23 protein-coding genes are annotated in these 20,796 nt (G+C 68.8%); 6 read left to right on the top strand and 17 right to left on the bottom strand.

Annotated features, from left to right (window positions below; translation table 11 throughout):
* The first annotated feature begins 25 nt into the window (after window positions 1-25).
* The gene (locus KBY86_RS09860) at window positions 26-265 is read left to right on the top strand and encodes a hypothetical protein (protein ID WP_094510282.1); all 240 of its coding nucleotides are present in this window, start codon (window positions 26-28) and stop codon (window positions 263-265) included.
* 41 nt (window positions 266-306) lie between these two features.
* Here the strand turns inward: KBY86_RS09860 and KBY86_RS09855 are convergent, their stop codons facing one another.
* Window positions 307-1,476 carry a type IV pilus twitching motility protein PilT gene (locus KBY86_RS09855; protein WP_094510281.1) on the bottom strand — a complete coding sequence of 390 codons (1,170 nt, stop codon included), beginning with the start codon at window positions 1,474-1,476 and terminating at the stop codon, window positions 307-309.
* A 128-nt stretch (window positions 1,477-1,604) separates the two neighbouring features.
* On the opposite strand from KBY86_RS09855, the gene wecB reads away from it, so the two are divergent.
* The gene (gene wecB, locus KBY86_RS09850; protein WP_255099812.1) at window positions 1,605-2,735 is read left to right on the top strand and encodes a non-hydrolyzing UDP-N-acetylglucosamine 2-epimerase; all 1,131 of its coding nucleotides are present in this window, start codon (window positions 1,605-1,607) and stop codon (window positions 2,733-2,735) included.
* A gap of 46 nt (window positions 2,736-2,781) precedes the next feature.
* On the opposite strand, the gene KBY86_RS09845 is transcribed toward wecB, so the two are convergent.
* Window positions 2,782-3,858: an efflux RND transporter periplasmic adaptor subunit gene (locus KBY86_RS09845; protein WP_315855857.1), complete on the bottom strand. Its 1,077-nt coding sequence runs from the start codon at window positions 3,856-3,858 to the stop codon at window positions 2,782-2,784.
* Between the two features lie 208 nt (window positions 3,859-4,066).
* Between KBY86_RS09845 and ychF the strand changes: the two genes are divergently transcribed.
* Window positions 4,067-5,158: a redox-regulated ATPase YchF gene (ychF, locus tag KBY86_RS09840; RefSeq protein ID WP_094510279.1), complete on the top strand. Its 1,092-nt coding sequence runs from the start codon at window positions 4,067-4,069 to the stop codon at window positions 5,156-5,158.
* Window positions 5,159-5,291: 133 nt separating this feature from the next.
* Window positions 5,292-5,630 carry a hypothetical protein gene (locus KBY86_RS09835; RefSeq protein ID WP_255140972.1) on the top strand — a complete coding sequence of 113 codons (339 nt, stop codon included), beginning with the start codon at window positions 5,292-5,294 and terminating at the stop codon, window positions 5,628-5,630.
* Here the strand turns inward: KBY86_RS09835 and KBY86_RS09830 are convergent.
* Entirely contained in the window at window positions 5,586-6,749 is a 1,164-nt protein-coding gene (locus tag KBY86_RS09830; RefSeq protein WP_255140971.1) for an MFS transporter, read from the bottom strand. The two genes, KBY86_RS09835 and KBY86_RS09830, sit on opposite strands and share 45 nt — an antisense overlap.
* Window positions 6,750-6,847: 98 nt before the next feature.
* Between KBY86_RS09830 and KBY86_RS09825 the strand changes: the two genes are divergently transcribed.
* The gene (locus KBY86_RS09825; protein WP_255140970.1) at window positions 6,848-8,398 is read left to right on the top strand and encodes an alpha/beta hydrolase; all 1,551 of its coding nucleotides are present in this window, start codon (window positions 6,848-6,850) and stop codon (window positions 8,396-8,398) included.
* 95 nt (window positions 8,399-8,493) lie between these two features.
* Here the strand turns inward: KBY86_RS09825 and KBY86_RS09820 are convergent, their stop codons facing one another.
* From KBY86_RS09820 to KBY86_RS09755, 14 genes are all read right to left on the bottom strand, one after another.
* Entirely contained in the window at window positions 8,494-9,513 is a 1,020-nt protein-coding gene (locus KBY86_RS09820) for an ABC transporter permease (RefSeq protein WP_255099817.1), read from the bottom strand.
* A complete protein-coding gene (locus KBY86_RS09815; RefSeq protein ID WP_399221369.1) occupies window positions 9,510-11,150 on the bottom strand; it encodes an ABC transporter substrate-binding protein in 1,641 nt (546 codons plus the stop codon). Before KBY86_RS09815 ends, KBY86_RS09820 begins: the two co-directional genes overlap by 4 nt.
* Window positions 11,131-11,442: a hypothetical protein gene (locus tag KBY86_RS09810; RefSeq protein ID WP_399221367.1), complete on the bottom strand. Its 312-nt coding sequence runs from the start codon at window positions 11,440-11,442 to the stop codon at window positions 11,131-11,133. The genes KBY86_RS09815 and KBY86_RS09810 overlap by 20 nt, the downstream gene beginning before the upstream one ends.
* A gap of 146 nt (window positions 11,443-11,588) precedes the next feature.
* On the bottom strand, window positions 11,589-12,893 hold the full coding sequence (locus KBY86_RS09805) for a homoserine dehydrogenase (RefSeq protein ID WP_255140969.1): 1,305 nt from the start codon (window positions 12,891-12,893) through the stop codon (window positions 11,589-11,591).
* A 79-nt stretch (window positions 12,894-12,972) separates the two neighbouring features.
* Complete coding sequence (locus KBY86_RS09800; RefSeq protein ID WP_255099819.1) at window positions 12,973-13,428, bottom strand: SufE family protein; 456 nt, start codon at window positions 13,426-13,428, stop codon at window positions 12,973-12,975.
* On the bottom strand, window positions 13,425-13,931 hold the full coding sequence (locus KBY86_RS09795) for a hypothetical protein (RefSeq protein ID WP_255140968.1): 507 nt from the start codon (window positions 13,929-13,931) through the stop codon (window positions 13,425-13,427). Before KBY86_RS09795 ends, KBY86_RS09800 begins: the two co-directional genes overlap by 4 nt.
* Before the next feature lie 70 nt (window positions 13,932-14,001).
* On the bottom strand, window positions 14,002-14,250 hold the full coding sequence (locus KBY86_RS09790) for a hypothetical protein (RefSeq protein ID WP_255140967.1): 249 nt from the start codon (window positions 14,248-14,250) through the stop codon (window positions 14,002-14,004).
* Between the two features lie 99 nt (window positions 14,251-14,349).
* A complete protein-coding gene (locus KBY86_RS09785) occupies window positions 14,350-15,012 on the bottom strand; it encodes a 5-formyltetrahydrofolate cyclo-ligase (RefSeq protein WP_255140966.1) in 663 nt (220 codons plus the stop codon).
* Window positions 15,009-15,470: a crossover junction endodeoxyribonuclease RuvC gene (gene ruvC / locus KBY86_RS09780; RefSeq protein ID WP_094510272.1), complete on the bottom strand. Its 462-nt coding sequence runs from the start codon at window positions 15,468-15,470 to the stop codon at window positions 15,009-15,011. Before ruvC ends, KBY86_RS09785 begins: the two co-directional genes overlap by 4 nt.
* A gap of 45 nt (window positions 15,471-15,515) precedes the next feature.
* Window positions 15,516-16,604, bottom strand: coding sequence for a magnesium chelatase ATPase subunit I (gene bchI, locus KBY86_RS09775; RefSeq protein WP_094510271.1), 1,089 nt, complete (start codon window positions 16,602-16,604; stop codon window positions 15,516-15,518).
* The gene (locus tag KBY86_RS09770) at window positions 16,601-18,151 is read right to left on the bottom strand and encodes a DUF3370 domain-containing protein (RefSeq protein WP_255140965.1); all 1,551 of its coding nucleotides are present in this window, start codon (window positions 18,149-18,151) and stop codon (window positions 16,601-16,603) included. Before KBY86_RS09770 ends, bchI begins: the two co-directional genes overlap by 4 nt.
* A complete protein-coding gene (locus KBY86_RS09765; RefSeq protein ID WP_255140992.1) occupies window positions 18,148-19,233 on the bottom strand; it encodes a serine hydrolase in 1,086 nt (361 codons plus the stop codon). The genes KBY86_RS09770 and KBY86_RS09765 overlap by 4 nt, the downstream gene beginning before the upstream one ends.
* A 27-nt stretch (window positions 19,234-19,260) precedes the next feature.
* On the bottom strand, window positions 19,261-20,133 hold the full coding sequence (locus KBY86_RS09760) for an RNA methyltransferase (protein ID WP_255099824.1): 873 nt from the start codon (window positions 20,131-20,133) through the stop codon (window positions 19,261-19,263).
* Window positions 20,130-20,537 (bottom strand): cytochrome c, encoded by a 408-nt coding sequence (locus KBY86_RS09755; RefSeq protein ID WP_233132697.1) that lies wholly within the window; start codon window positions 20,535-20,537, stop codon window positions 20,130-20,132. The genes KBY86_RS09760 and KBY86_RS09755 overlap by 4 nt, the downstream gene beginning before the upstream one ends.
* A gap of 74 nt (window positions 20,538-20,611) precedes the next feature.
* Between KBY86_RS09755 and petG the strand changes: the two genes are divergently transcribed.
* Window positions 20,612-20,725, top strand: coding sequence for a cytochrome b6-f complex subunit V (gene petG / locus KBY86_RS09750; protein WP_006041770.1), 114 nt, complete (start codon window positions 20,612-20,614; stop codon window positions 20,723-20,725).
* The last annotated feature ends 71 nt before the right edge of the window (window positions 20,726-20,796 follow it).

Here is a 20,796-nt window from a genome sequence, read left to right as displayed (position 1 = left end):
GCCGAACCCGTTGTTAAGGGGGTGGATGGCTTCAGCTGACACCACAGAGAATGCACTGCTGCCGAACAGCTCTCTTGCAGCATCACCAGCCGCTGCTGAGGGGCTCGGCTCCAGCCAGCCCGTTGAAGTGGGGCCGGAAGAGCTGAACGCCTGGCGGCGGGGCTTCACCCCCCAAGCCGAGATCTGGAATGGCCGCCTGGCCATGCTCGGGCTCTCGCTGGGCATCGCCACCCTGCTGCTTCTCCGCCTGGCCAGGGCCCACTGAGCCAGGCCAAGTCAACAAACGTTTTGCCAGTGGACTCCGCCCTATTCGCGGCCTCGTAGGGCCTGGGAGAGTTCACCACGCTTGAGGCTCACGGCCAACGCCTCATCCGCACTCACTTTGCCTGCCACTACCAGCTCAAGAAGGGACTGGTTCAATGTTTTCATGCCTTCAAACGAACTGCGTTTCATGATTTCCTCCACCTCGTCGAATTCGCCGCGAAGGAGGTAATCCCGGCAAGCATCGGTGTTGATGAAAATGTCGTGGTAAGCGATTCGGCCACCTTCAGTCGTCTTGAGCAGCCCCTGCGAGATCACCGCCAACAACGATTCGGCCACACTTGTGCGGATTGATTTTTGTTCTTCGGACGGGAACATACCCAGCATCCGCTCAACGGTTTTTACGGCGGAGTTAGTGTGGAGCGTGCCGAAGACCAAGTGGCCGGTCTGAGCAGCCTCCAAGGCAGTGGAGAGGGTTTCCTGGTCGCGAATCTCCCCGATCAGCAACACATCAGGATCTTCCCGCAATGCCGCCCGCAGAGCAGTGGAGAACAACTTTGTGTGGTGGCCGATCTCACGCTGCCGCACCAGACAGGATTTGCTGACATGAACGAATTCAACTGGATCCTCAATGGTGAGGATGTGCTTCGACTGAGTTGAATTCATCCAATTGATCATTGCGGCTAGAGTGGTGGATTTGCCGCAGCCCGTGGGGCCTGTCATCAGGATCAGGCCCTTGGTGTACTTGAGAAGATGCTTAAAGACATCCGGAAACCCAAGGGATTCCAGTGTGGGGACCTCAAAGGGGATAAGCCGCAGCACCATGGCTGGACCAAGAAGCGATTCAAAGAGGTTGATCCGCACCCTCACGAAACCGAAAGAATGTGATCCGTCGAATTCCTTATCGCTGCGAAAAGCCTGACGATCCTCCTGAGAGAGAATCTCATTCAGCCACTCCGAGAACCGTTGGTTCGTGATGATCGGCCAGCCGGTCATCTGCATATCGCCGCGAAAGCGCAGCCGCGGTTCCTCACCGACGCCGAGGTGAACATCTGAGCACTTGGCCTCAAAAGCCACGCGCACCACCTCCTCCAGTGTGCAGGGCGTAGCCACGGATGGCCGTGGTGGCGCTGGGGCCGGATCTACACCATCCACGCCGGCGGGGTGGGAGTCGGGCGCAGGCACCGAGCTAGGGGGAAACAGGGAACTGGTCATCGGCTGGACAGCATTGCAGCCATTTTGGGGCAAGTACTCGCCTGAGTTCACATGCAGCTGCTGATCGGTACGGGGATGCTCCGCCACGTGAATGCGACACCGGCTCTCCTTAGGATCGACACCCCCGCATGGGCTCTTTGATCACCACCGCTCCGCTCGTCAGCATCGTGCTGGGAACCAGGCCCGAAGCGATCAAGCTGGCACCGGTGATCCGCGCCTTCCAACAAGCCGAAGGCTTCCGCACCCGGGTGGTGCTCACCGGCCAACATCGGGAAATGGTGGCGCAGGTGATGGAGCTCTTCAGCCTCACCGCTGATCGCGACCTGGCCTTGATGACGCCCCGCCAGACGCTCACCCACGTGACCTGTGCCGCCCTGATGGGGCTGGAGCAGGACTTCACTGAGCACCGGCCGGATCTGGTGCTCGTCCAGGGCGACACCACCACCGCCTTCGCTTCCGCTCTGGCGGCGTTCTACCAGCAGATCCCCGTGGGGCACGTGGAAGCCGGCCTGCGCACTGACAACCTGCTTGACCCCTTCCCCGAGGAAGCCAACCGCCGGCTGATTTCCCAGATCGGCCAACTCCACTTCGCCCCCACCTCGGTGTCGGAGGCGAACCTGCTGGCCTCCGGGGTGGTGGGCCGGGTGCTGGTCACGGGCAACACTGTGATCGATGCGCTGCTGCTGATGGCGAAGCAGGCGCCGCTGCTGCAGCTTCCTGGCCTCGACTGGACCCAGCAGCGGGTGATCCTGGCCACCGTGCACCGCCGGGAGAACTGGGGAGAGCGTCTGCTCGCCATCGGTGATGGCTTCCTGCGACTGCTGGAGCAACACCCCGACACCGCCCTGCTCCTTCCGCTGCACCGCAACCCCACCGTTCGGGAACCCCTGCAGCAGATGCTGGGCGATCACCCGCGGGCCTTTCTCACCGAGCCGCTCGATTACGACGAGCTGGTGGGAGCGATCCGCGGTTGCACGCTGCTGCTCACCGACTCCGGCGGCCTGCAGGAAGAGGCCCCAGCCCTGGGCAAACCGGTGCTGGTGCTGCGGCGCACCACGGAACGTCCGGAAGCGGTGTCTGCGGGCACGGCGCGCCTGATCGGCACCGATGCGGCAGCGATCGCCACGGAAGCCGGGCGCCTGCTCGACGACCCTGCCGCCTACGCGGCCATGGCCATGGCTCACAACCCCTTCGGGGACGGCCAGGCGAGCGGCAGGATCGTGGCGGCCTGCCGTGCCTTCCTGGCAGAACGGAACTGAGCTGGCCACTGGCCTGAGCTGGCAGTGGGCCTGATCGGAGCGTGATTCAGCTGCCGGGGCGTTTCTTTGTCCAGGGAGGCAGATCGATGAACACCTGGGTACCCGGTTTGAGGCCGGAGAGGATCTGGGTGTTTCGGCCGCTGCTGGAGCCGAGCGTCACCGGCTGGAAGGTGGGCTGGTTGTTCTTGCCCACCAGCAGCACCCCAGGCCGCCCTTCCTCGGTGACCACTGCCACAGTGGGCACAAGGGTCTGAGCCGGCAGGGTGCCGGTCTTGAAGTCGATGTCGGCGGTCATGCCGATCCGCAGCTCGCTGTGGGGATCGGTGAACAGCAGCTTCACATCGAAGGAGGTGACGTTGTTGATCTTCACCGCACGGGGGGCGATCTGGCGCACGCGCGCGGTGAAGCGGCGGTCCGGGAAGGCATCCACCCGCACGGTGGCGATCTGGCCGAGGCGGATGCGGCCGATGTCGCTTTCCGGCACCTTGGCCACCGCCTCCAGGCCGCGGGCGAGCTCCACCACCGATGAACTGGACGCGCCCGCGTTAGCGGAGGCGGAGGTGGTGGGGGTGACGAAGGCTCCGGGGTCGGCGAACCGCTGGGTGATCACGCCATTGAAGGGGGCGCGGATCGTGAGCTCGCCGCGTTCAACGTCCCGCTGAGCGTTGCGCTGCCGGGCCGCATCAAGGGCCGCCTTGCTGGTGAGCATGCGGGTGCGGAAGCTGACGATGTCGTCCTGACTGATCGCGCCCTGCTGATACAGCTTCTGGCGACGTTCGAACTCCGAGCGGCTGCGGGCGTACTCGGCGGCCGCCTGCCGCTCTTGGGCCAGCAGTTCATTCTCCCGATCGCGAAGGTCACCGCTGTCCATCAGAGCGATCGGCTGGCCGGCCTGCACGAGATCGCCCTCATCCACGAACAGGTCGGCGAGCACGCCGCCCCGCTTGGGGCTGACGTTGACGCTGCGGGCCGCTTCCAGCTCTCCGCTGGAGGTGACGATGCCCGGCAGGCTGCCGCGCTCGGCCTTCACCACATAGGCGGCCAGCGACTGCTGCTGCTGGGTGGTGCTGCGCTGGCGCTGCCAGAGGGCCACACCGCCGATCACGAGCACTGCCGCAGCCACCCCTGCCCAGAGAGGCCAGCGCCGCTTTTTGGGACCAGGCCGGCGAGGGGCGGCCGGGACCGGTTGTTCCTGGGGCGGTGTCAGCACCGGCGCAGGGCGAAGGTCGGAGCGGGGAATGACGGTCAGCGGTCGCTGTAACCAGTCTTGATGGTCGCGGCGAAAAACGTGGCCATGGGAGGCCCGGGGGGCGCCGTTTAGATTTAGCCCCATGCTTAAAGCCGGAATCGTGGGGCTGCCCAACGTGGGCAAATCCACCCTCTTCAATGCCCTAGTGGCCAACGCCCAGGCCCAGGCCGCCAACTTTCCGTTCTGCACGATCGAGCCGAACGTGGGCTCCGTGGCGGTGCCCGACGGGCGCCTGAAAATGCTCTCAGACGTTTCCAGTTCCCGCGAGATCGTGCCCACCCGGGTGGAGTTCGTCGACATCGCCGGCCTGGTGAAGGGCGCCAGCCAGGGCGAAGGGCTCGGCAACAAGTTCCTCGCCAACATCCGCGAGGTGGACGCGATCGTGCACGTGGTGCGCTGCTTTGAGGACGACGACGTGATCCACGTGGCTGGTCAGGTGGATCCCGCCCAGGACGCCGAGATCATCAATCTGGAACTGGCTCTCGCTGACCTGACCCAGGTGGAGAAGCGGCGGGAACGGCTCAAGAAGCAGGCTCGCACCAGCAAGGAAGCCCAGGCAGAAGATGAGGTGCTGGGCCGCATCGCCGCTGCGCTGGAAGCCGGCGCACCGGCACGCGGGGTTGCCCTCGGCGCCGACGAGCGCGAGACGATCCGTCCGCTCGGCCTGCTCACCCTCAAGCCGATCATCTACGCCACCAACGTGTCGGAAGACGACCTGGCGGCAGGCAACGGCCACAGCGAGGCCGTGGTGGCCCTTGCCCAGCGTGAAGGGGCTGAGGTGGTGCGGATTTCGGCGCAGGTGGAGGCGGAACTCGTTGAACTCGGCGAAGCCGAGCGCGCCGACTATCTCGACGGGCTGGGGGTGAGCGAGGGCGGGTTGCAGAGCCTGATCCGCGCCACCTATCAGCTGCTCGGCCTGCGCACCTACTTCACCACCGGCGAAAAGGAAACCAGGGCCTGGACAATCACAGCCGGCATGACCGCGCCTCAGGCCGCCGGCGTGATCCACACCGATTTCGAACGGGGCTTCATCCGCGCCCAGACCGTGGCCTACGCGCAGTTGATTGAAGCGGGCTCCCTGTCGGAAGCACGCAACCGAGGCTGGCTGCGCAGCGAGGGCAAGGAGTACGTGGTGGCCGAAGGCGACGTGATGGAGTTCCTGTTCAACGTCTGAAGCGGTTTCAACTTCAGCAGACGCTTCGGCGGCTGAGGCAGGCGCAGAGCATTGAGCCGCCCTCCTCTTTGGCTTCCGTGACCGGGGCGGCAGCCGCCTTCGGCGAGAATGGTGTCCGACGAGGCGAAGCCTGATGAACCCCTCCCAGGAGCCCTCTGCTGGCAGCGCGGCAGCGCCTGCAAATCGGCCTGCCGCTGAGCCGCCGCTGGACGAGGTCACGAGCGCCACCGCGGCGACCCCTGACCGAGGTGCGGGATCCGCCACCGGTGCGCGCAATGCCGGCGCACACAACTTCGACATTCAGAAAGAACTGCACCAGCGCATCCGCAACGACCCCGACTACGACGACTGGGAGTACGGCACCGAGCCCCTGCCTCACGAGCAGCAGGGCTGGATCTCCCGGCCCGCCCCTGGCGGGGCCGGGGCCTCAGATCACACTGGAGGGGCTGGCGTGGGGGTGGACGCGGGCTAAGGGACGCACCAGGGTGAGGCCCAGCAGGCAGAGCGCCGCCATCGCCAGCCAGAGGCCGCCCCCATGCCTCTGCTGATCGAGGAACAGGCCCGCCACCTGCGGCGCTACGAAGGCACTCAGCGCAAAACACTGCGAGAACAACGCCATGGCCATGCCTTGATGGGCGGGGGGCGTGATCTCCACCACCGCTTCGGTGGCCGTGGGCAGAAAGGCGGCCACAGCCGCCGCCAGCGGCAGCTGGGCCAGCAGCAGCACCGTGAGGCTGTGCCAGCCCAGGCTGGAGAAGGCCAGCAGGGAGCTGCCGAGCGCGAAACCCAGCAGGCTCAGTCCGAGCCCGAAGGCCACCGAACGCTCTGACAGCCAGCGCCCCAGCGGCCATTGCAGGGCCAGCAGGAGCCCCAGCTGCAGCGCCAGCAGCAGGGCACCAGTGCTCTCCGGCAGGGGGGGGCGGGCCAGCCCGCCGCGCACCAGATCCAGCGGCAGGGCGCCCTGCAGCAGGGCCACCATGCCGGTGGACAGCACCGTCATCGCCAGCAGGGGCAGCAGGGGCCGCACCCATCCCTGCCAGGAATCGAGTCGGATGTCGGCACTGCGGACTGGTGCCGGCGGCAGCGGCCGGCGCAGCAGCAGGCTCAGCAGCACGACCATGCAGGCGATGTCGACGAGGAAGATGCCCCGCAAGCGGCCAAGGGCCGCCAGCCCGGAGCCCAGAAGCACGCCGGTGGCGATACCAAGCGCATCAGCGGTGCGCACCAACGCGAAGGCGCGGCTGGAGGGCAACGGCGCGCAGCTCTGGGTCACGGCAAGCTCGATCGCGGGCCACCAGAGCCCGAGGGCCAGTCCGATCAGCATCTGCCCGCTCACGTAGGCGGGAAAGCTGGTGGCGCTATACAGGCGCGCGTCGGCCAGCACCGAGATCAAGGCGGCCAGCACGATCGGGCCATTGCAGGAGCGGCCGCGGTCGAGCCACCAGCCGCAGAGCAAGCGACCGGCCGTACCGGCCAATGCGGCTGCCGCCAGCCCCTGCCCGACGGCGGTGGCGGAGAAGCCGGCGTTGTGGAACACCACAGCGGTGAGATAGATCACGCCGCCGCCGCCAAGGCCGCTCAGCAGCCGCATCCAGCACAATTGCTGCAGGGGCGCGGGAAACTGGAGGAACCAGCCGAGGCCGCTTGCCCCTGCGCGACGTCGTGTCAAACCGGTTCCGACCGCTGTTCGTGCTTCTCACCAGTCTGCTGGTCGGGGGGGGCAGTCCGGCCAAGGCCGCAGATCAACTGATCGTTCGGCTCGACGGGTTCTCGCTGCCGATCGACATCGGCCAGCTGGAGGCTTGGAGCCGTGATCCCGGCTCCCGGGGCAACGACCTCGGCGTGTGGTTCGAGTTGCTCGACCCCCGCAGCCGCGAGGATCTGCGCCGCCTGTTGCTCACGCCGATCCTGGAGGAGCGCGACCTGGCTCTGCAGTTGATCCAGAGCTGGGCGGGCCGGCAGGTGGTCGAGGAGATGGGGGCACTGCTGAGCACCGACCAGAGCGGCAGCGGCCCTCTGCTGGTGAACACACTCCGCGGCCTGCTGCAGCGCCCGGAACCGGTCACCCCGCTGAGCCTGCTGCGGGCCGTGCCCACCCCCCGGCTCACCCTGGAGGTGGATGAGGTGCTGAAGCTGGCGCAGCAATGGCGCCGGCAGGTGGAACTGCAGGGCCAGGCCCTGAGGCAGTTGCGTCAGCTGCGACTGCCCCTGACCGCCACCCCCAGCACCGCACGGGTGCCGGCCCTGCAGCCCACCGGCGCCGTTCCCATGCCCCGCCTGCTGGAACTGGCGGTGACCCACCGGCCCGACCCCCTCAAGATCGAGCTGTGGGAGGCGGTGGGGCCCGCTCGTGGCACCTACTTGCTGGTGATGCCGGGGCTGGGCAGCAGCGGCGCCCAGCTGAACTGGCTGGCCCGCGGGCTGGCGGAGCGCGGCTACCCGGTGCTGCTGATCGATGACCCCAGCAGCGACGAACACGTCGTGCGGCAACTGCTCGATGGGCAGCGCCCGCCCCCCGGCGCCGAGACGCTCCCCGCCCGCCTGGCGGATGTGGAGGCGGTGCTGAAAGCCGAGCAGGTCGGCCGGCTGCCGCCCCTGGGCTCCTCCGCGGTGCTGCTGGGCCATTCGCTCGGTGGGCTGTCGGCTCTGATGGCCGGAGGCGCCCGGCCCGTGGCGGGCCTCGACCAGCGCTGCAAGCAGGCGATGAGAGGGATCCCGCTCAACAACCTCTCGCGGCTGTTGCAATGCCAGCTGCCGGAGGTGCCCTTGCCGAAGGTGGGCAGCGGCGACGGGCGCGACCCGGTGGCGGCGGTGGTGAGCTTCAATCCCTTCGGAAGCCTGCTCTGGCCAGGCCGCGGCCTCGATCGCCTCAACGGCACGCCGCTGCTGATGGTGGGTGGCGGCCTTGATCTGGTCACGCCGCCGGTGGGCGAGCAGCTGGAGCTGTTCCTGCAGCAGCACAACCCCCGCAGCCGGCTGGTGATGGTGGAGGGAGGCAGCCACTTCTCGGTGGTGCGCCTCGGTGACGACAACCCCGCGCTGCTGCAGCTAGGCGAGGAGCTGGTCGGGGTGGAACCGCATCAGGTGCAGGAGCTGCTGCTCAACCTCACCGCCGACTTCCTCGGCTCCCTCGACGGGTCCGCTGTCCTGGCCAGCCAGCAGCGCCTGCAGGGCACCGTGCGGGCCTACGTGCTGGACCGGGAGGCAGCTCGCCACTGGCACCGGCGCCTCGACGGCTGAACGGCAACAGCGGGACGGGGCAGACCATCCGCTCCCACAGCAGGGCGCAAAAAGGCGCCAGCGGCAGCGTTCAGCACCGGCTTCAGCAGTAAGCGTCAGAACCGAATCCGCGGATCCAGCAGCGCCACCAGCAGATCCACCACCACGCTCACCACCACCACCAGCGCCGCCACCACCACCACGATCCCCTGCACCAGGGGGTAGTCGCGCTGGGCGATCGCTTCCTGCAGCCGGAAGGCGATGCCCGGCCACGAATAGGTGACCTCAATCAGCAGGGCGCCACCGATCAGGGACGCCACGGTGATCCCGGTGATCGTGAGCACGGGCAACAGGGCATTCGGCAGGGCGTGGCGCAGCACGACCCTTGGTTCGCTCAGGCCGCGGCTGCGGGCCGCTTCCACGTAGTCGGAGCGGAGCGCCCGGCGCAGGTTGAGCCGCAGCGCGTTATCGAAGATGCCGCTGAGCAGCACGCCGAGCGTGGTGGCGGGCAGCACCAGATGCCGCACCGTGCCGCTGAACTGCTGCCAGTTGCCGGCCCGCAGGCTGTCGAACAGGTAGAAGCCGGAGCCGGTGGGCGGCAGCAGCGTGACCGGGAAGCGCCCACCCACCGGCAACCAGCCGAGCCAGACGGCGAACACCAGCTGCACCACCATCGCCGCCCAGAACGGCGGCAGGGCGTAGGTGCCGATGCCGTAGAGGCGGCCGGCCAGATCGAGCTTGCCGTCGGGACGGGCGATGCCGGAGAACCCCACCGCCAGGCCCAGCACGGCGGCGATCAACAGCGCGCACACGCCCAGCTCCAGGCTGGCCGGCAGACTCTGGCCGATCACCTGGGCCACCGGTGTCTGATTGGTGAGCGAGGCGCCCAGATCCCCGCGCAGCAAACCCAGCAGGAACTGGCCGTACTGGGTGAGCAGCGGCAGATCAAGCCCGAGTTGCTGGCGCAGGGCGGCGCGGGCCTCCTCCGGAGCGCGGATGCCGAGCAGGGCATCGATCGGGTCACCCGGCGCCAGCCGCAGCAGCAGGAACACCAGGGAGGCGATCAGCCAGAGCATCACCGGGCCAAGCAGCAGGCGGCTGGCGCCGTAGCGCAACAGCTGGGAACGGCGGCTCATGGGTGGCGCTCCTTCTGCAGCCGGCTGAACACCACCCGGCCGGCCCCATCGAAGCGGGGCGTCTGCAGGTTGGGGCGGGCCCAGGCGCGCGGGGCCACCAGCCAGACCGGGATGTAGGGGGAAGCCTGGGCCACCTGTTGCTGCAGGCGGCGCAGCAGGGCGACGCGCTCCTCGCCCTCCAAGCTTTCGCTGCGCTTGAGATCCTGCTCAAGACCCGGCTGGGTCCAGAAGCTGCCGCTGGCGGCGCTGGCGCCCTTGAGGCAGCGGTTGCCCTCTGCCTGCTCGCACCCCAACAGGGGAATCAGGTAGTTGTCGGCATCGGGGAAATCCCCCATCCACTCCAGCAGGATCGCCGTGAAGGCGCCCTCGCCGAGCTGCCGGTAGGCCGTGGTGGATTCCATCCCGCTGATCTCCAGCTGCACGCAGTCGCCGAGGTCACGGGCCAGCTGCTCCTTCCAGGTGAGCGCGAACAGGCGGTCGGAGGGGATGTTGGAGCGGAAGGTGAGGGGCACGGTCAACCGCCGGCCGCTGCAGTAGCCGGCCTGGCGAAACAGCGCACGGGCCTGGGCCGGATCGAAGGCAGGCCAGGCCTGCGGATCGGAGCCGGGGATCGTCGGGGGCACCAGCTCCCGCAGGGAAGGGCGCAGCCCGTGGCTGACCCGCTGGCTGATCAGCTCCCGATCGAGGCCGAACGCCAGGGCGCGGCGCAAGCGTGGATCCTTCAGGGGCGGCTGGTCGCTGAGCAGCGTGAGATAGCCGATCTCCAGGGCCGGCCCCCTGCCTTCGCGCAGGGCGCCGGCCTCGGCCAGACGATGCAGCGACAGCTGCTGGTCGCCCTCCAGGCTGGTGGAGAGCAGCACATCCACCTCACCGCTGCGCAGGGCGCCGTAGAGGGCGGTGGAGTTGCTCAGGTTCACCAGATCGATGCCGCCATTGGCTGGCTTCGGCCCCCAGTAGTCGGCGAAGGGCTCCAGCCTCTGCTGCTGATCGTTGAAGAAGGTGAGCCGGTAGGGCCCGGTGCCCACGAAGCGCTCGTTCAGAAAGCGGCGGCCGTGGGCCCGGTAGGCCGTGGGGGACAGCGGCGTGAGATTCACCGCCGTGAGCAGCTGGGGCAGGGCCGTGAACGGGCGCCGCAGGCGCAGCTCCAGTTCGTAGGGCCCACTGGCCCGCACCGAGACGATCCGGTCGCCCAGCAGGTAACTCAGCTTGCCGATCGCCAGGAAGCGCTCCAGCGTGAACACCATGGCGGCGGCATCGAAGCGGCTGCCGTCGTGGAAGCGCACGCCCTGACGAAGCGGCACCCAGGCGGTGAGGCGATCGGCGCTGAGCCGGGGCGGCGCCACGGCCAGGCGCGGCAGCAGCTCGCCGTCGGGGCTGATCGCGTAGAGGGGATCGCCCAGAGCGCTCAGCAGCTGCATCGCGCCGATGCTGAAGGTGGCGGCCGGATCCACCGAATCAATGCGGCTGCGCCCCGCCACTACCAGCCGGTCCACCGGACGGACGGGCTGGCAGGCGGACAGCAGGCCCAGGCTCAGCATTCCCACCAGGGGAAGCGTCAGCCAGCGCTTCAGATCAGGAAAGGGGGCGATGGGGGGCGGTGACGCTCGCTGCGGCCATTCAAAGGCTCGGCTGGCCATTCAGGGCCAGGGAAGGCGGCCTGTTGTGAACCTGCTGCAAGGACACCTCGAACACCGGGGAGCCCCCCCGCACCAAGGGCCAGCGGCGCACCCAGCAGCGGTCGTGGGGCGGATCCACGGCGATCACCTGGTACAGGTTCGAATCCGAGGCGAGGTGAATGCAATCACCCTGGTGGAGGCTCATCGGGCTGGTGCGGATTGAAGGGGTGTCCGTAGGGAGGGGGGTGGCGAGGGGGGATGGGGCCTGACGGCGCTGCGGGTCGCCCGTGGTGGGGGCGTGTGTCGACAGCATTTCGGGGCTGGAGAGGGGAAGGCGTTCGCTATGAACCTTAAGAAATCCCGGTGAGGGGATCGCGACCGAAGGATCGGTGCTGCTGATCACTCCCATCAGGTGAGGCCGCTCAGCATGTCTCGGCAGAGGGTTTGCGGATCATTGCCTCAGAGGGTTCGCAGGCAGGCCGCCACCGCCTTGACGTCGGGCAGGGCGGCGATCGCCGTGAGCGCCGCACGGAAACGGGCCTCCTGTACTTCATGGGTGATCACCACGATCTCAGCCTCCCCGCCGGAGGCCTGGAACTGCACGATCGACTGGATCGACACCTCCTCCTGGCCGAAGCAACTGCCGATCCGCCCGATCACGCCCGCCTGGTCGGTGGTCTGCAGGCGCAGGTAATTGCGGTGGCGGGTGACGGCGGGATCCACCAGGCGGCAACGGCGCCAGCTGCCGGCCGCCAGCAGCGGATCAAGCCCGGCGGAAGGGCCGCCCACCTGGCGGATGCCGGCGATGTTGAGGATGTCGGCCACCACAGCCGAAGCAGTGGGCCCGGCCCCGGCACCAGGCCCGTAGAACATCACCCGCCCCACCGGATCCCCCTCCACGAGGATGGCGTTGTTGACGCCGTTGACCCCCGCCAGTGGGTGATCCTTCGGCACCAGGGTGGGATGCACCCGCACATCGAGCTGCTCGGTGCCGTCGGGATCGGTGCCCTCGCTCTGCGCCACCGCCAGCAACTTGACGCGGAATCCCAGCTGGTCGGCGTAGCTCACATCTCTGGCCTGCAGGCCGCTGATGCCTTCCGTGGGGATGGCGGAGCGTTCGACGCCGCCGCCGTAGGCCAGTCCCGCCAGGATGGCGATCTTGTCGGCGGCATCGCCGCCCTCCACATCGGCGGCCGGGTCGGCTTCGGCGTAGCCGAGGGCCTGGGCATCGGCCAGCACCGTGCCGTAAAGGGCCCCCTCATCCGCCATGCGGGTGAGGATGTAGTTGGTGGTGCCGTTGATGATGCCGCTCACCCGCTGGATGCGGTTGGCACCCAGCGACTGCTTCAGCGGCTCGATGATCGGAATGCCGCCGCCCACCGCGGCCTCGATCAGCACGTACACGCCCCGCGCGGCGGCCGCCGCGGCGATCTCCTGGCCGTGGCGGGCGATCACCGCCTTGTTGGCCGTGACCACCGATTTCCCGGCGGCGATGGCGCTGAGGATCAGGCTGCGGGCGGGTTCGAGTCCGCCCATCACCTCCACCACGATGTCGACGGCCGGATCCTGCACCACCGCTTCGGGGTCGGTGGTGAGCAGGGCCGGATCCAGCTCCAGCGGGCGCGGGCGGCTCAGATCCCTGACAGCCACCCGTTGCAGCCGCAGCTGGTCCACCAGCGGATGGCGACCCGCCGGGGCGGACAGGATGGCGGCTACGCCCGCTCCCACCGTGCCCAGACCCAGCAAGCCGATGCCGATGGTCATGCCTGTCTCGCCTGGAAACGTCCGAGCCTAGAAACCTGGCTGCAGCGCGGCTGCTCCTGCAGGCCGGCGCCGCTGGTCATCAGGAGGCGGCGCCGGAAGCCGCACCGGCGCTGGACTCGCCGCCGGCAAGACTGCGGGCCTGGGCCTGCATCATCTTGAAGATGTTGAGGAAGCCGTTGGCCCGCGATGGGGTGAGGCTGGCCTGCAGGCCCGTGTCCGCCAGAAAGGCAGGATCAACGGAGGCAGCCTGCTCAGGCGTCAGGCCTTCGAGCGCTTCGATCAGCAGGGCCAGCAGCCCTTTGGTGATCTGGGCATCGGAATCCCCACGCCAGTGCAGCCGCCCCTGCTGAAGCTCGCCCACCACGTACACCTGCGACACGCAGCCCTTCACCTTGAAGGGGTCGACGCGGAACTCATCCGGCAGCGGCTCCAGCTTCTGGGCCAGCCAGAGCACGTAGGCGTAGCGGCGCTTGGGGTCAGTGGTGCCGCGCAGTCGCTCAACGATCCGATCGAGCGCTTCGGTGCCGGCGCTCATCGAAGGCGACGGCGCGCAGCGGACCAGCCGCTCAGACCGGCGATCACCCCGCCGACGCTGCCGAGGCCGCCCAGCACCACGGTGCCGATCAGCCAGGGGGAGGTCCAGGGCGCCGTCGGCTCGGCCGGGCGGCCGCTGAGGCTGTCGATCAGAGGGCGGCCGCTCTTCACCGTCAGGTCGAGGAAGTCGCGATGGCCGGGGCCGTCGTCGACCTGGAGCTCCCACGTGCCATCTGCGCCGCTCGGCAGCACGAAGGACAGCTTGCCGTCGGCATCCAGCTGGCCCACCGTCACCGGCGTGCCGCCTCCTGGCGGCACCACGCGCACCTGTGCTCCGGCCGCCGGTTCACCGGAGGAGAAGCGGCTCTCGAGCAGCAGGGAGTCGTTGAGGGAGCGGAGCTGATCGAGGCTGCTCTCGATGGCATGGGCCCGGGCTGCCACCGGCAGCAGGGCCAGGGCCACCGCTCCCAGGCATGGCACGACCAGGCGTTGGCAGGAGGTCACGGGCGATTGAGCAAACAGCGGAGGGCCGGCCGCGCTTCAGGAGGGCCAGGCATTCCAGCGTAAGTGGGGTTCAGGAGGCCGACCAGCGGTTGCCGGCGGCATGGGCCTTGCCCGCCTGCACCATCCGCACCATCGAGCTCACCATCATCGAGAGGGCCTCGCTGGGCTCGGAGCGGTGACCGAGCTCGGCGGCCATCACGCGATCGGCCACGGTGCGGCCTGCCGCTGCGGCGGTTCCGGCGCGCAGCGCTGGGGAAAGGCGCCGACCACTGGTGCCATCGGCATCCATCCGGGCCACCGCAGGCTGCAACAGGCCCATTGGCGGTTGAGCGGACGAATCCGAGGAGAGCACCACAGGAAGGCTTCAACTGCGGGGATCCTGGCAAATGCAGCCCCGTCAGGCGGGCTGGGGTGGTCATCACTCAACAGGTTGCAACCATTCCAGGCCCCGCTCGCTCAGCCATCCGTCGAAGGGAATGTCCCAGGGGTCGGTGGGCAGGGCCTCCACCAGACAGCCGTAGGGCGCCACGATCACAGCCGGCACGGAGCGCCAGGCCGGGTGCTGCCGCAAGCGGTCGTACCAGCCGCCGCCCGAACCCAGCCGGAAGCCGCGGCGGTCGAAGGCCAGCGCCGGCACCAGCAGCAGGCCCAGGGCGCTGGGCTCGAGGCTGGGCCCCTGTGGGGCCGGGATGCCGCAGTGATCAGGGAGCAGCGGCGCGCCCGGGTTCCAGGCGACGTAATGAAGTGCGGCGGCGCCCCTCCCCGACGCTCCTGCGGCCGGGTCTCCTTCCAGGCCCGCTGCCGGCCGCACCCCCGGCAGGGCGAGCGAAGCCGATCCCAGCTCCTGAAGCGGCCTCAGGTCCGCTTCGCCGCGGAGGGGCCAGTAGAGCCCCAACCGCTGCGGGCGATCCAGCCAGGGAGCCAGCGCCGCAACGGCCTGTTGTTGCAGGGCAGGGTGCGCCTCCATCAGCAGGGCCAAGCGCTGCTGCCGCCAGTGGCTCCGCAGGGCTGCCTTGTCGGCACCTGCCCCACTGGCCACAGCGTCAGCGGGAGCAGCACCACCGGCAGCGGGCTGCTTCACCGCTGAAACCAGCCAGTGAGCGCCACAGCTAGGGCATCGGCAGCGTCGTCGGGGCGTGGGGGGTGATCCAGCGACAGTTCGCGCATCACGGCGTCGAGCACCTCCTCCTTGCCGGCATGGCCCGAACCGGTGAGCGCCAGCTTCACCTGCATCGGCGGAAACTCCACCACCGGCACCTGCAGCCGCGCCAGGGTCATGATCACCACGCCCCGGGCCTGTACCACCGAAATCGTGGTGCTGGAGCGGTAGAAGAAGAATTTCTCCACCGACGCCAGCTCCGGGCGCCAGCGCCGCACCAGCCAGCGCAGGTCACGGGCGATCTCCACCATCCGCGCGCCATCGGAGCGGCCAGGAAGGGTCTGGATCATGCCGCAGTCGAGCATCCGCTGGGGCGGGCCGGACTCGATCACGCCGTAGCCGACACGGGCGAGACCAGGATCGATACCGAGGATGCGCATGGGGCGAATTATCCGCGCCCTGCGGGAGTTGAGCAGCCGACAGGCTCAGGCCGCAAGGGCCAGTTCGAAACCGTTGCGGTCGCTTGGCTCAGGCCGCTCAAACACCTTGCAGAACACCTTGATCACCCGATCGCCTGTGTCGATCTGCTCCAGTGGATCCTTGCGCAGGCGATGGCGCAGGCAGCAGGCCACCACCCGGGCCACATCGTCGTCGGTGACCTCGTTGCGGTGCTCAAAGGCGGCCAGGGCCCGGGCCGCCCGGTTGGTGACGATGTCGCCGCGCAGACCATCCACATCCAGTTCGCCGCACACCGCCGAGATGCGCACCCGCAGGTCGTCGTCGATCACCACCGACGGCAACCGGTTCTGGGCCTCCACCACCCTGGCCTGCAGGGCCTCCTGAACGTCCTGCACCTGGGCACTGAAGGCCTCGGGGTCGGCATCAAAGCCGGTGCGTTGGTCGACCACCTGCACGCGTAGCTCGGGATCGCGCACGGTGCGCACCTCCACGCTCATGCCGAAGCGATCGAGCAGCTGGGGCCGCAGCTCCCCTTCCTCCGGGTTGCCGGAGCCGATCAGCACGAAACGCGCCGGGTGCCGCACGCTCACGCCTTCCCGTTCCACCGTGTTCCAGCCCGAGGCGGCCGAGTCGAGCAGCACGTCCACCAGGTGGTCGTCGAGCAGGTTCACCTCATCGACGTAGAGCAGACCGCGGTTGGCCTTGGCCAGCAGGCCCGGCTCAAACGCCCGGATGCCCTCGCTGAGGGCTTTCTCGATGTCGATCGTGCCGCAGAGACGGTCTTCGGTGGCACCCAGCGGCAGGTCCACCATCGGCACCTGGCGAGGTTCCACCGGCAGGGTCTCGCCGGATTCGGCCCGCGCGCGCACCTCGCTGCTCTGCAGGTCGGGGTCGGTGGGAGAGCTGTTGTAGGGGTCGCCGGCCACCACCGGGATGGCTGGCAGCAGATCGGCCAGAGCGCGGATGGTGGTCGACTTGCCCGTGCCCCGGTCGCCCATGATCATCACGCCGCCGATGCGGGGATCGATCACGTTCAGCAGCAGGGCGAGCTTCATCTCCTCCTGGCCGACGATGGCGGTGAAGGGGAACACCCTGCGCTTGCGGGTCTGACTCACGGACGACAGCTCGGCACGGGTTCGGATTGTTTCACAGCTGAGGTTTCCGCCGGAGCGGCGGGCACCGGCAGCAGGGTGAGCACCTGGGGGGGGGGGGCATCAGCCGGGGAGACCAAGCGCACGCGCAGCTCCCGCCGCTCTCCAGGTTGGAGCCGAACGCGGCCCAGCTCAGGCCCCTGCTGCCCCTGGCGCTGCACCAGGTGGAACCAGCGCCGGCCCATCCGCCGGCCCTGAGGATCGTCGAGGCCACTCACCTCCACGGTGCCGCGGAACATGACCGGCCGGGCCTCGGTGGCGTTGAAGCTCAACCCCCCCAGCGGCTTGTCCGTCTTGCGGGGCGACTCCAGCGCCAGCGAAAGCACGCTCGGCTGGTCGCTGTCGTTCCGCAGCGGCAGGCGCAGGTCGTACTCGACGCCGTAGTTGCCATGGGCGGCCCAGGCAGTGCCGGGATAGAAGGGATCGAGCTCGGCGGTCTGCACCTGGCCGGTGCCAAGGGTGCCCAGCTCCAGCCCGGCGATCGGCCACGACACCGGGGCGCTGCGCACCGACAGCACCGGGCTGCCGGGATCGGTGAGCGTGCCGGTCCAACGGCTGCCCAGCTGCACGCCACTGACCCGTGAATAGATGATCCGCCCCTTGGCGCCGCGCGGAGTGGGCTGGTGCTCCTTGGGGCTGAGCCCGCCCCGCAACAGCTCCAGCCAGGTGGCGTCCGATGGGGGCTGGTCACCGCCGAAGGCGGCCAGGGTGGCGACCTGCACCGGCCCGTCGCTCACCAACCGCAGCTGCAGGTTGCGGCCGTTGAGCAGGGGGTCGAGGCCGCGCACCGGGATCGGCACTGCCACCAGGGTGGTGAGTTCTCCGGCCGGCAGCTGCCATTGGGCCGGAATCTCAGGGCTGCGGCGCTGCTGCAGCAGTTCAGCCGCCACCCGGCTGCCGGGGCCGGAAAACGCGGAGGTGCCGTCGTGGGGAACCAGAGCCGGCAGGGGCAGGAAGGGGGCGTCCGCCTGCTTCGGGTCGGTGGCCTGCGACAGCGCCGTGGAACCGCTGATCAACTGCAGCCGCACCGGCCGCGGGCCGCTGGGTGCCGCCACCACCCCCAGCCAGAGGGTGGAATCCACGGTTTCGGGCCGTCCGGCATAAACGTGATGGCTGAACAGATCGAAGCGGCCCTTCAGGGGACGGTTGAGGTGAGCCGCCGGCACACCGAGAGGCTGCCCGCCCAGGGTGGCGGCCCCATCGAAGGTGGAGAGCAGGATGCCGGGCGCCGTGATCAGCTCGGGGTTGTTGTCATTGATCAACGGCACCTGATCCAGCTTTCCGGGCAGCGGCCGCACCTGCTGGGGCCGCAGCACGGTGGTGGGAGCCGCAGCGGGGGCGGGTGCAGGAGCCGCAGCGGGCTTGGCCGCGGGAGTGGCTGCCAGAGTGGTCAGCGGTTCGGCGGCGGCGGCCCCGCCACTGGCGCCCAGCGCCAGGGCGCCACCGGCAACAGCTGGCAGCAGGGAGCTCAGCCACCGACAGCGGCGGTTGCGGGGAGCTTGCGGATTCATCGCGGGGTGGGAGCAGGGGAACGGCCGATCAGGGTTTCGCTCATGGCCGCGGCCATCGCCCGGATCAGTTCGGTGGAGCGGGGATCGTTGAAAGGGCCCTTGACCATGAAGGCCGCCACGGCCCGCTGACCGTTGGGCAGTTCGATCAGTCCGGCATCGGAGTAGGCGATGCCGATGTCGCCGGTCTTGTTGAGCACGGTGATGCCGCGGGCGAGCAGTTCGCTGTCGGGGTCGCTGGAATCGCCACCGATCCCCTTGAGCACCCCGGCGGGCAGGAGGGTATTGGTGCGGGAGGTGCCCAGAATCGTGCGGAAGTGATCCCGTGCCCGTGGACTGAGCTTGGCGCCGGTATCCACCAGGGCGATGGAACGGGCGAGGTCGTGGGGGCTCGTGGTGTTGGTGCCCTCCAGATCGGGAAGCCAGTTGTTCACCACGGTGGCAGGAAGGCCAAGCGCCTGGAAGCGGGCATTGATGGCCAGCTTCCCGCCCACCCGTTTGATCAGCAGATTGGTGGCGCTGTTATCGCTGACGCGGATCATCTCGGTGGCCGCTTCGTAGAAGGGGAAACGGGTGCCGAGCGGACGATTGGCCATCCAGCCGGCACCACCGCCCACCACCTCCTTGGTGAGTGGCAGGGGTTCGCCCCAGCGCAACTTGCCGCGGTCGAGGTCCTCAAGCGCCGCCAGCAGGATCGGGGTCTTGATCGAGCTGGCGGCAGGCAGGGGCGTGTCGGGATTCAGCTGGGCGAAGCGGCCGTCATCAAGCACCAGCAGGAACCCTCCCACCTTGAGGTCCTTCTGGGCCGCCGCCAGGGCCTTCCAGCGGGCGCTGAGAGCCGTGAGCTCCTTGCGCGGTTCGAAACTGCCCAGCGGGATGCCCTGCTGCAGGGGCGACACCGGCGTGGTGGCAGCTCCCATGCGCGGCGTGTCCATCGCTCCTTGGGCCATCCGGGGGGCGAGCTGTTTCAGCACCGTGCCGGTGATGACGCCGAGACCGACGCCCATCACCAGCAATCGCAGCACCAGAGCCAGGGGCTGGAACCAGCCGGTGGATCCGGATCGGGGGGGGCGGCCCGAGCGCACAGACAAACGAAAAGGGTTGGCAGGACGTTAAGGGGTCCGGCGATCGGTGGCCCAGCGCAGCTGCCGGACCATGCCGCGCACCATGGCCACTTCATCGGCATCGAGCTGGGCCCGCTGCAGCAGGCCTCGCACCTTGGCCATGCGGGCATGGGCCGTGTGCGGCAGCAGAAAGCCCACCTCCAGCAGTAGCGCCTGGGCATCAGCCAGCGCAGCCTCCAAGTCGGCGCGGCGCGCCGGTGTGGGCAGCACCGTGATGGGCCCGGGGCCTGGACCAGGCGGGCGGGCGTGGAACCGGTGCCACTCGTGCAACACGATGGCCAGCGCATGGGACAGGTTGAGCGAGGTGTAGCCGGGATCGGCGGCGATGCGCAGCACCCGTCCGGCCTGCAGGAGTTCGTCATTGCTCAGTCCCCGGTCTTCGCGGCCGAACACGAGGGCAGCCACCTTCGGCACCGTCGCCGGGCCAGGGGCATCCGCAGGGCTGTGGGGGCGGCCAGGGCTGTCGGGACCACGGGAGCCGCCGGGGCCGCGGGCCGCACTTGAGGCCCCGTCGCCATCGCCTTCTCCGTCACCCGCCGCCAGCCAGGCAAAAGCCTCGGGCGGGTCCACCACGGCCACCGGTGCCGCCTCCGGCCGGCCACTGGCGGCCACGACGCGGCGACAATCGGCGATGGCGGCGGCCAGAGCGGGAAACACAACGGCCCGCTCCAGCAGCGGCTGGGCATGCACGGCCATGCGGCGGGCTTCATCGCCGAGGTGATCGCAGCGGGGCGCCACCAGGCGCAGCTCGACGATGCCGAAATTGGCGCAGAGGCGGGCAGCGCTGCCCACATTCAGAGGCCCAGCAGGTTCCACCAACACCACCACCGGTGGGCAGGGAGCGGGCGCAGGGGCCGTCACGCCAGTGCGTGGAGATGGGCGATCAGGTCGGCCATGGCCTGGGGATCAGGCTGAAAACGGGGCATGGGCGGAGTGCGGCCGCTCACCACCTGCTGCACGAGCCGGCGGTCGTTCTTGCGCTGGGTGACGCCATGCAGGCTCGGGCCCACCAGCCCCTGGCCGGCAATGCCATGACAACCGGCGCAGTTGATCAGGAACAGCCGGCTGCCGCGATCGGCCGAGCCGACCAGATCCAGGGTCTGGCGGGTGTAGGGGTCGCCCTGGATGGAGGGGAGCAGCCCCAGGGCCAGCAGCGCGCAGGCAGCAGCCGCCATCAGCGCCATCGCTGTGATCAGACCCTGACGGCGAAAGGTGGCCTCCGCTGCCCCCTCAGGAGCCGTTGTCGGGGTCAGATCACCTGTCAAGGAACGCCACGCTGCTCCCACCACACTGCCGCAGACGTGAAACAATTGCGTCACTTCTGTGTGGCTGGCTCTCCATGATCGAACCCCTGCTCTGCGGCATCGTGCTGGGCCTGATTCCCGTCACCCTGTTGGGGTTGTTCGTGGCGGCCTGGAACCAGTACCGCCGTGGCAGCGCCCTCGGCGGCTGAACCGGCGCTGCTTGCCTGAACCAAGCGACTGGCCTGCCTGAACATCCTTCAAGCTGGTCATGAGGCCAGCA

Source organism: Synechococcus sp. Lug-A, assembly GCF_024345655.1.
In the GTDB taxonomy this organism is placed as follows: Bacteria; Cyanobacteriota; Cyanobacteriia; order PCC-6307; family Cyanobiaceae; genus MW101C3.
This window is presented reverse-complemented; position numbering and strand designations above follow the sequence as displayed.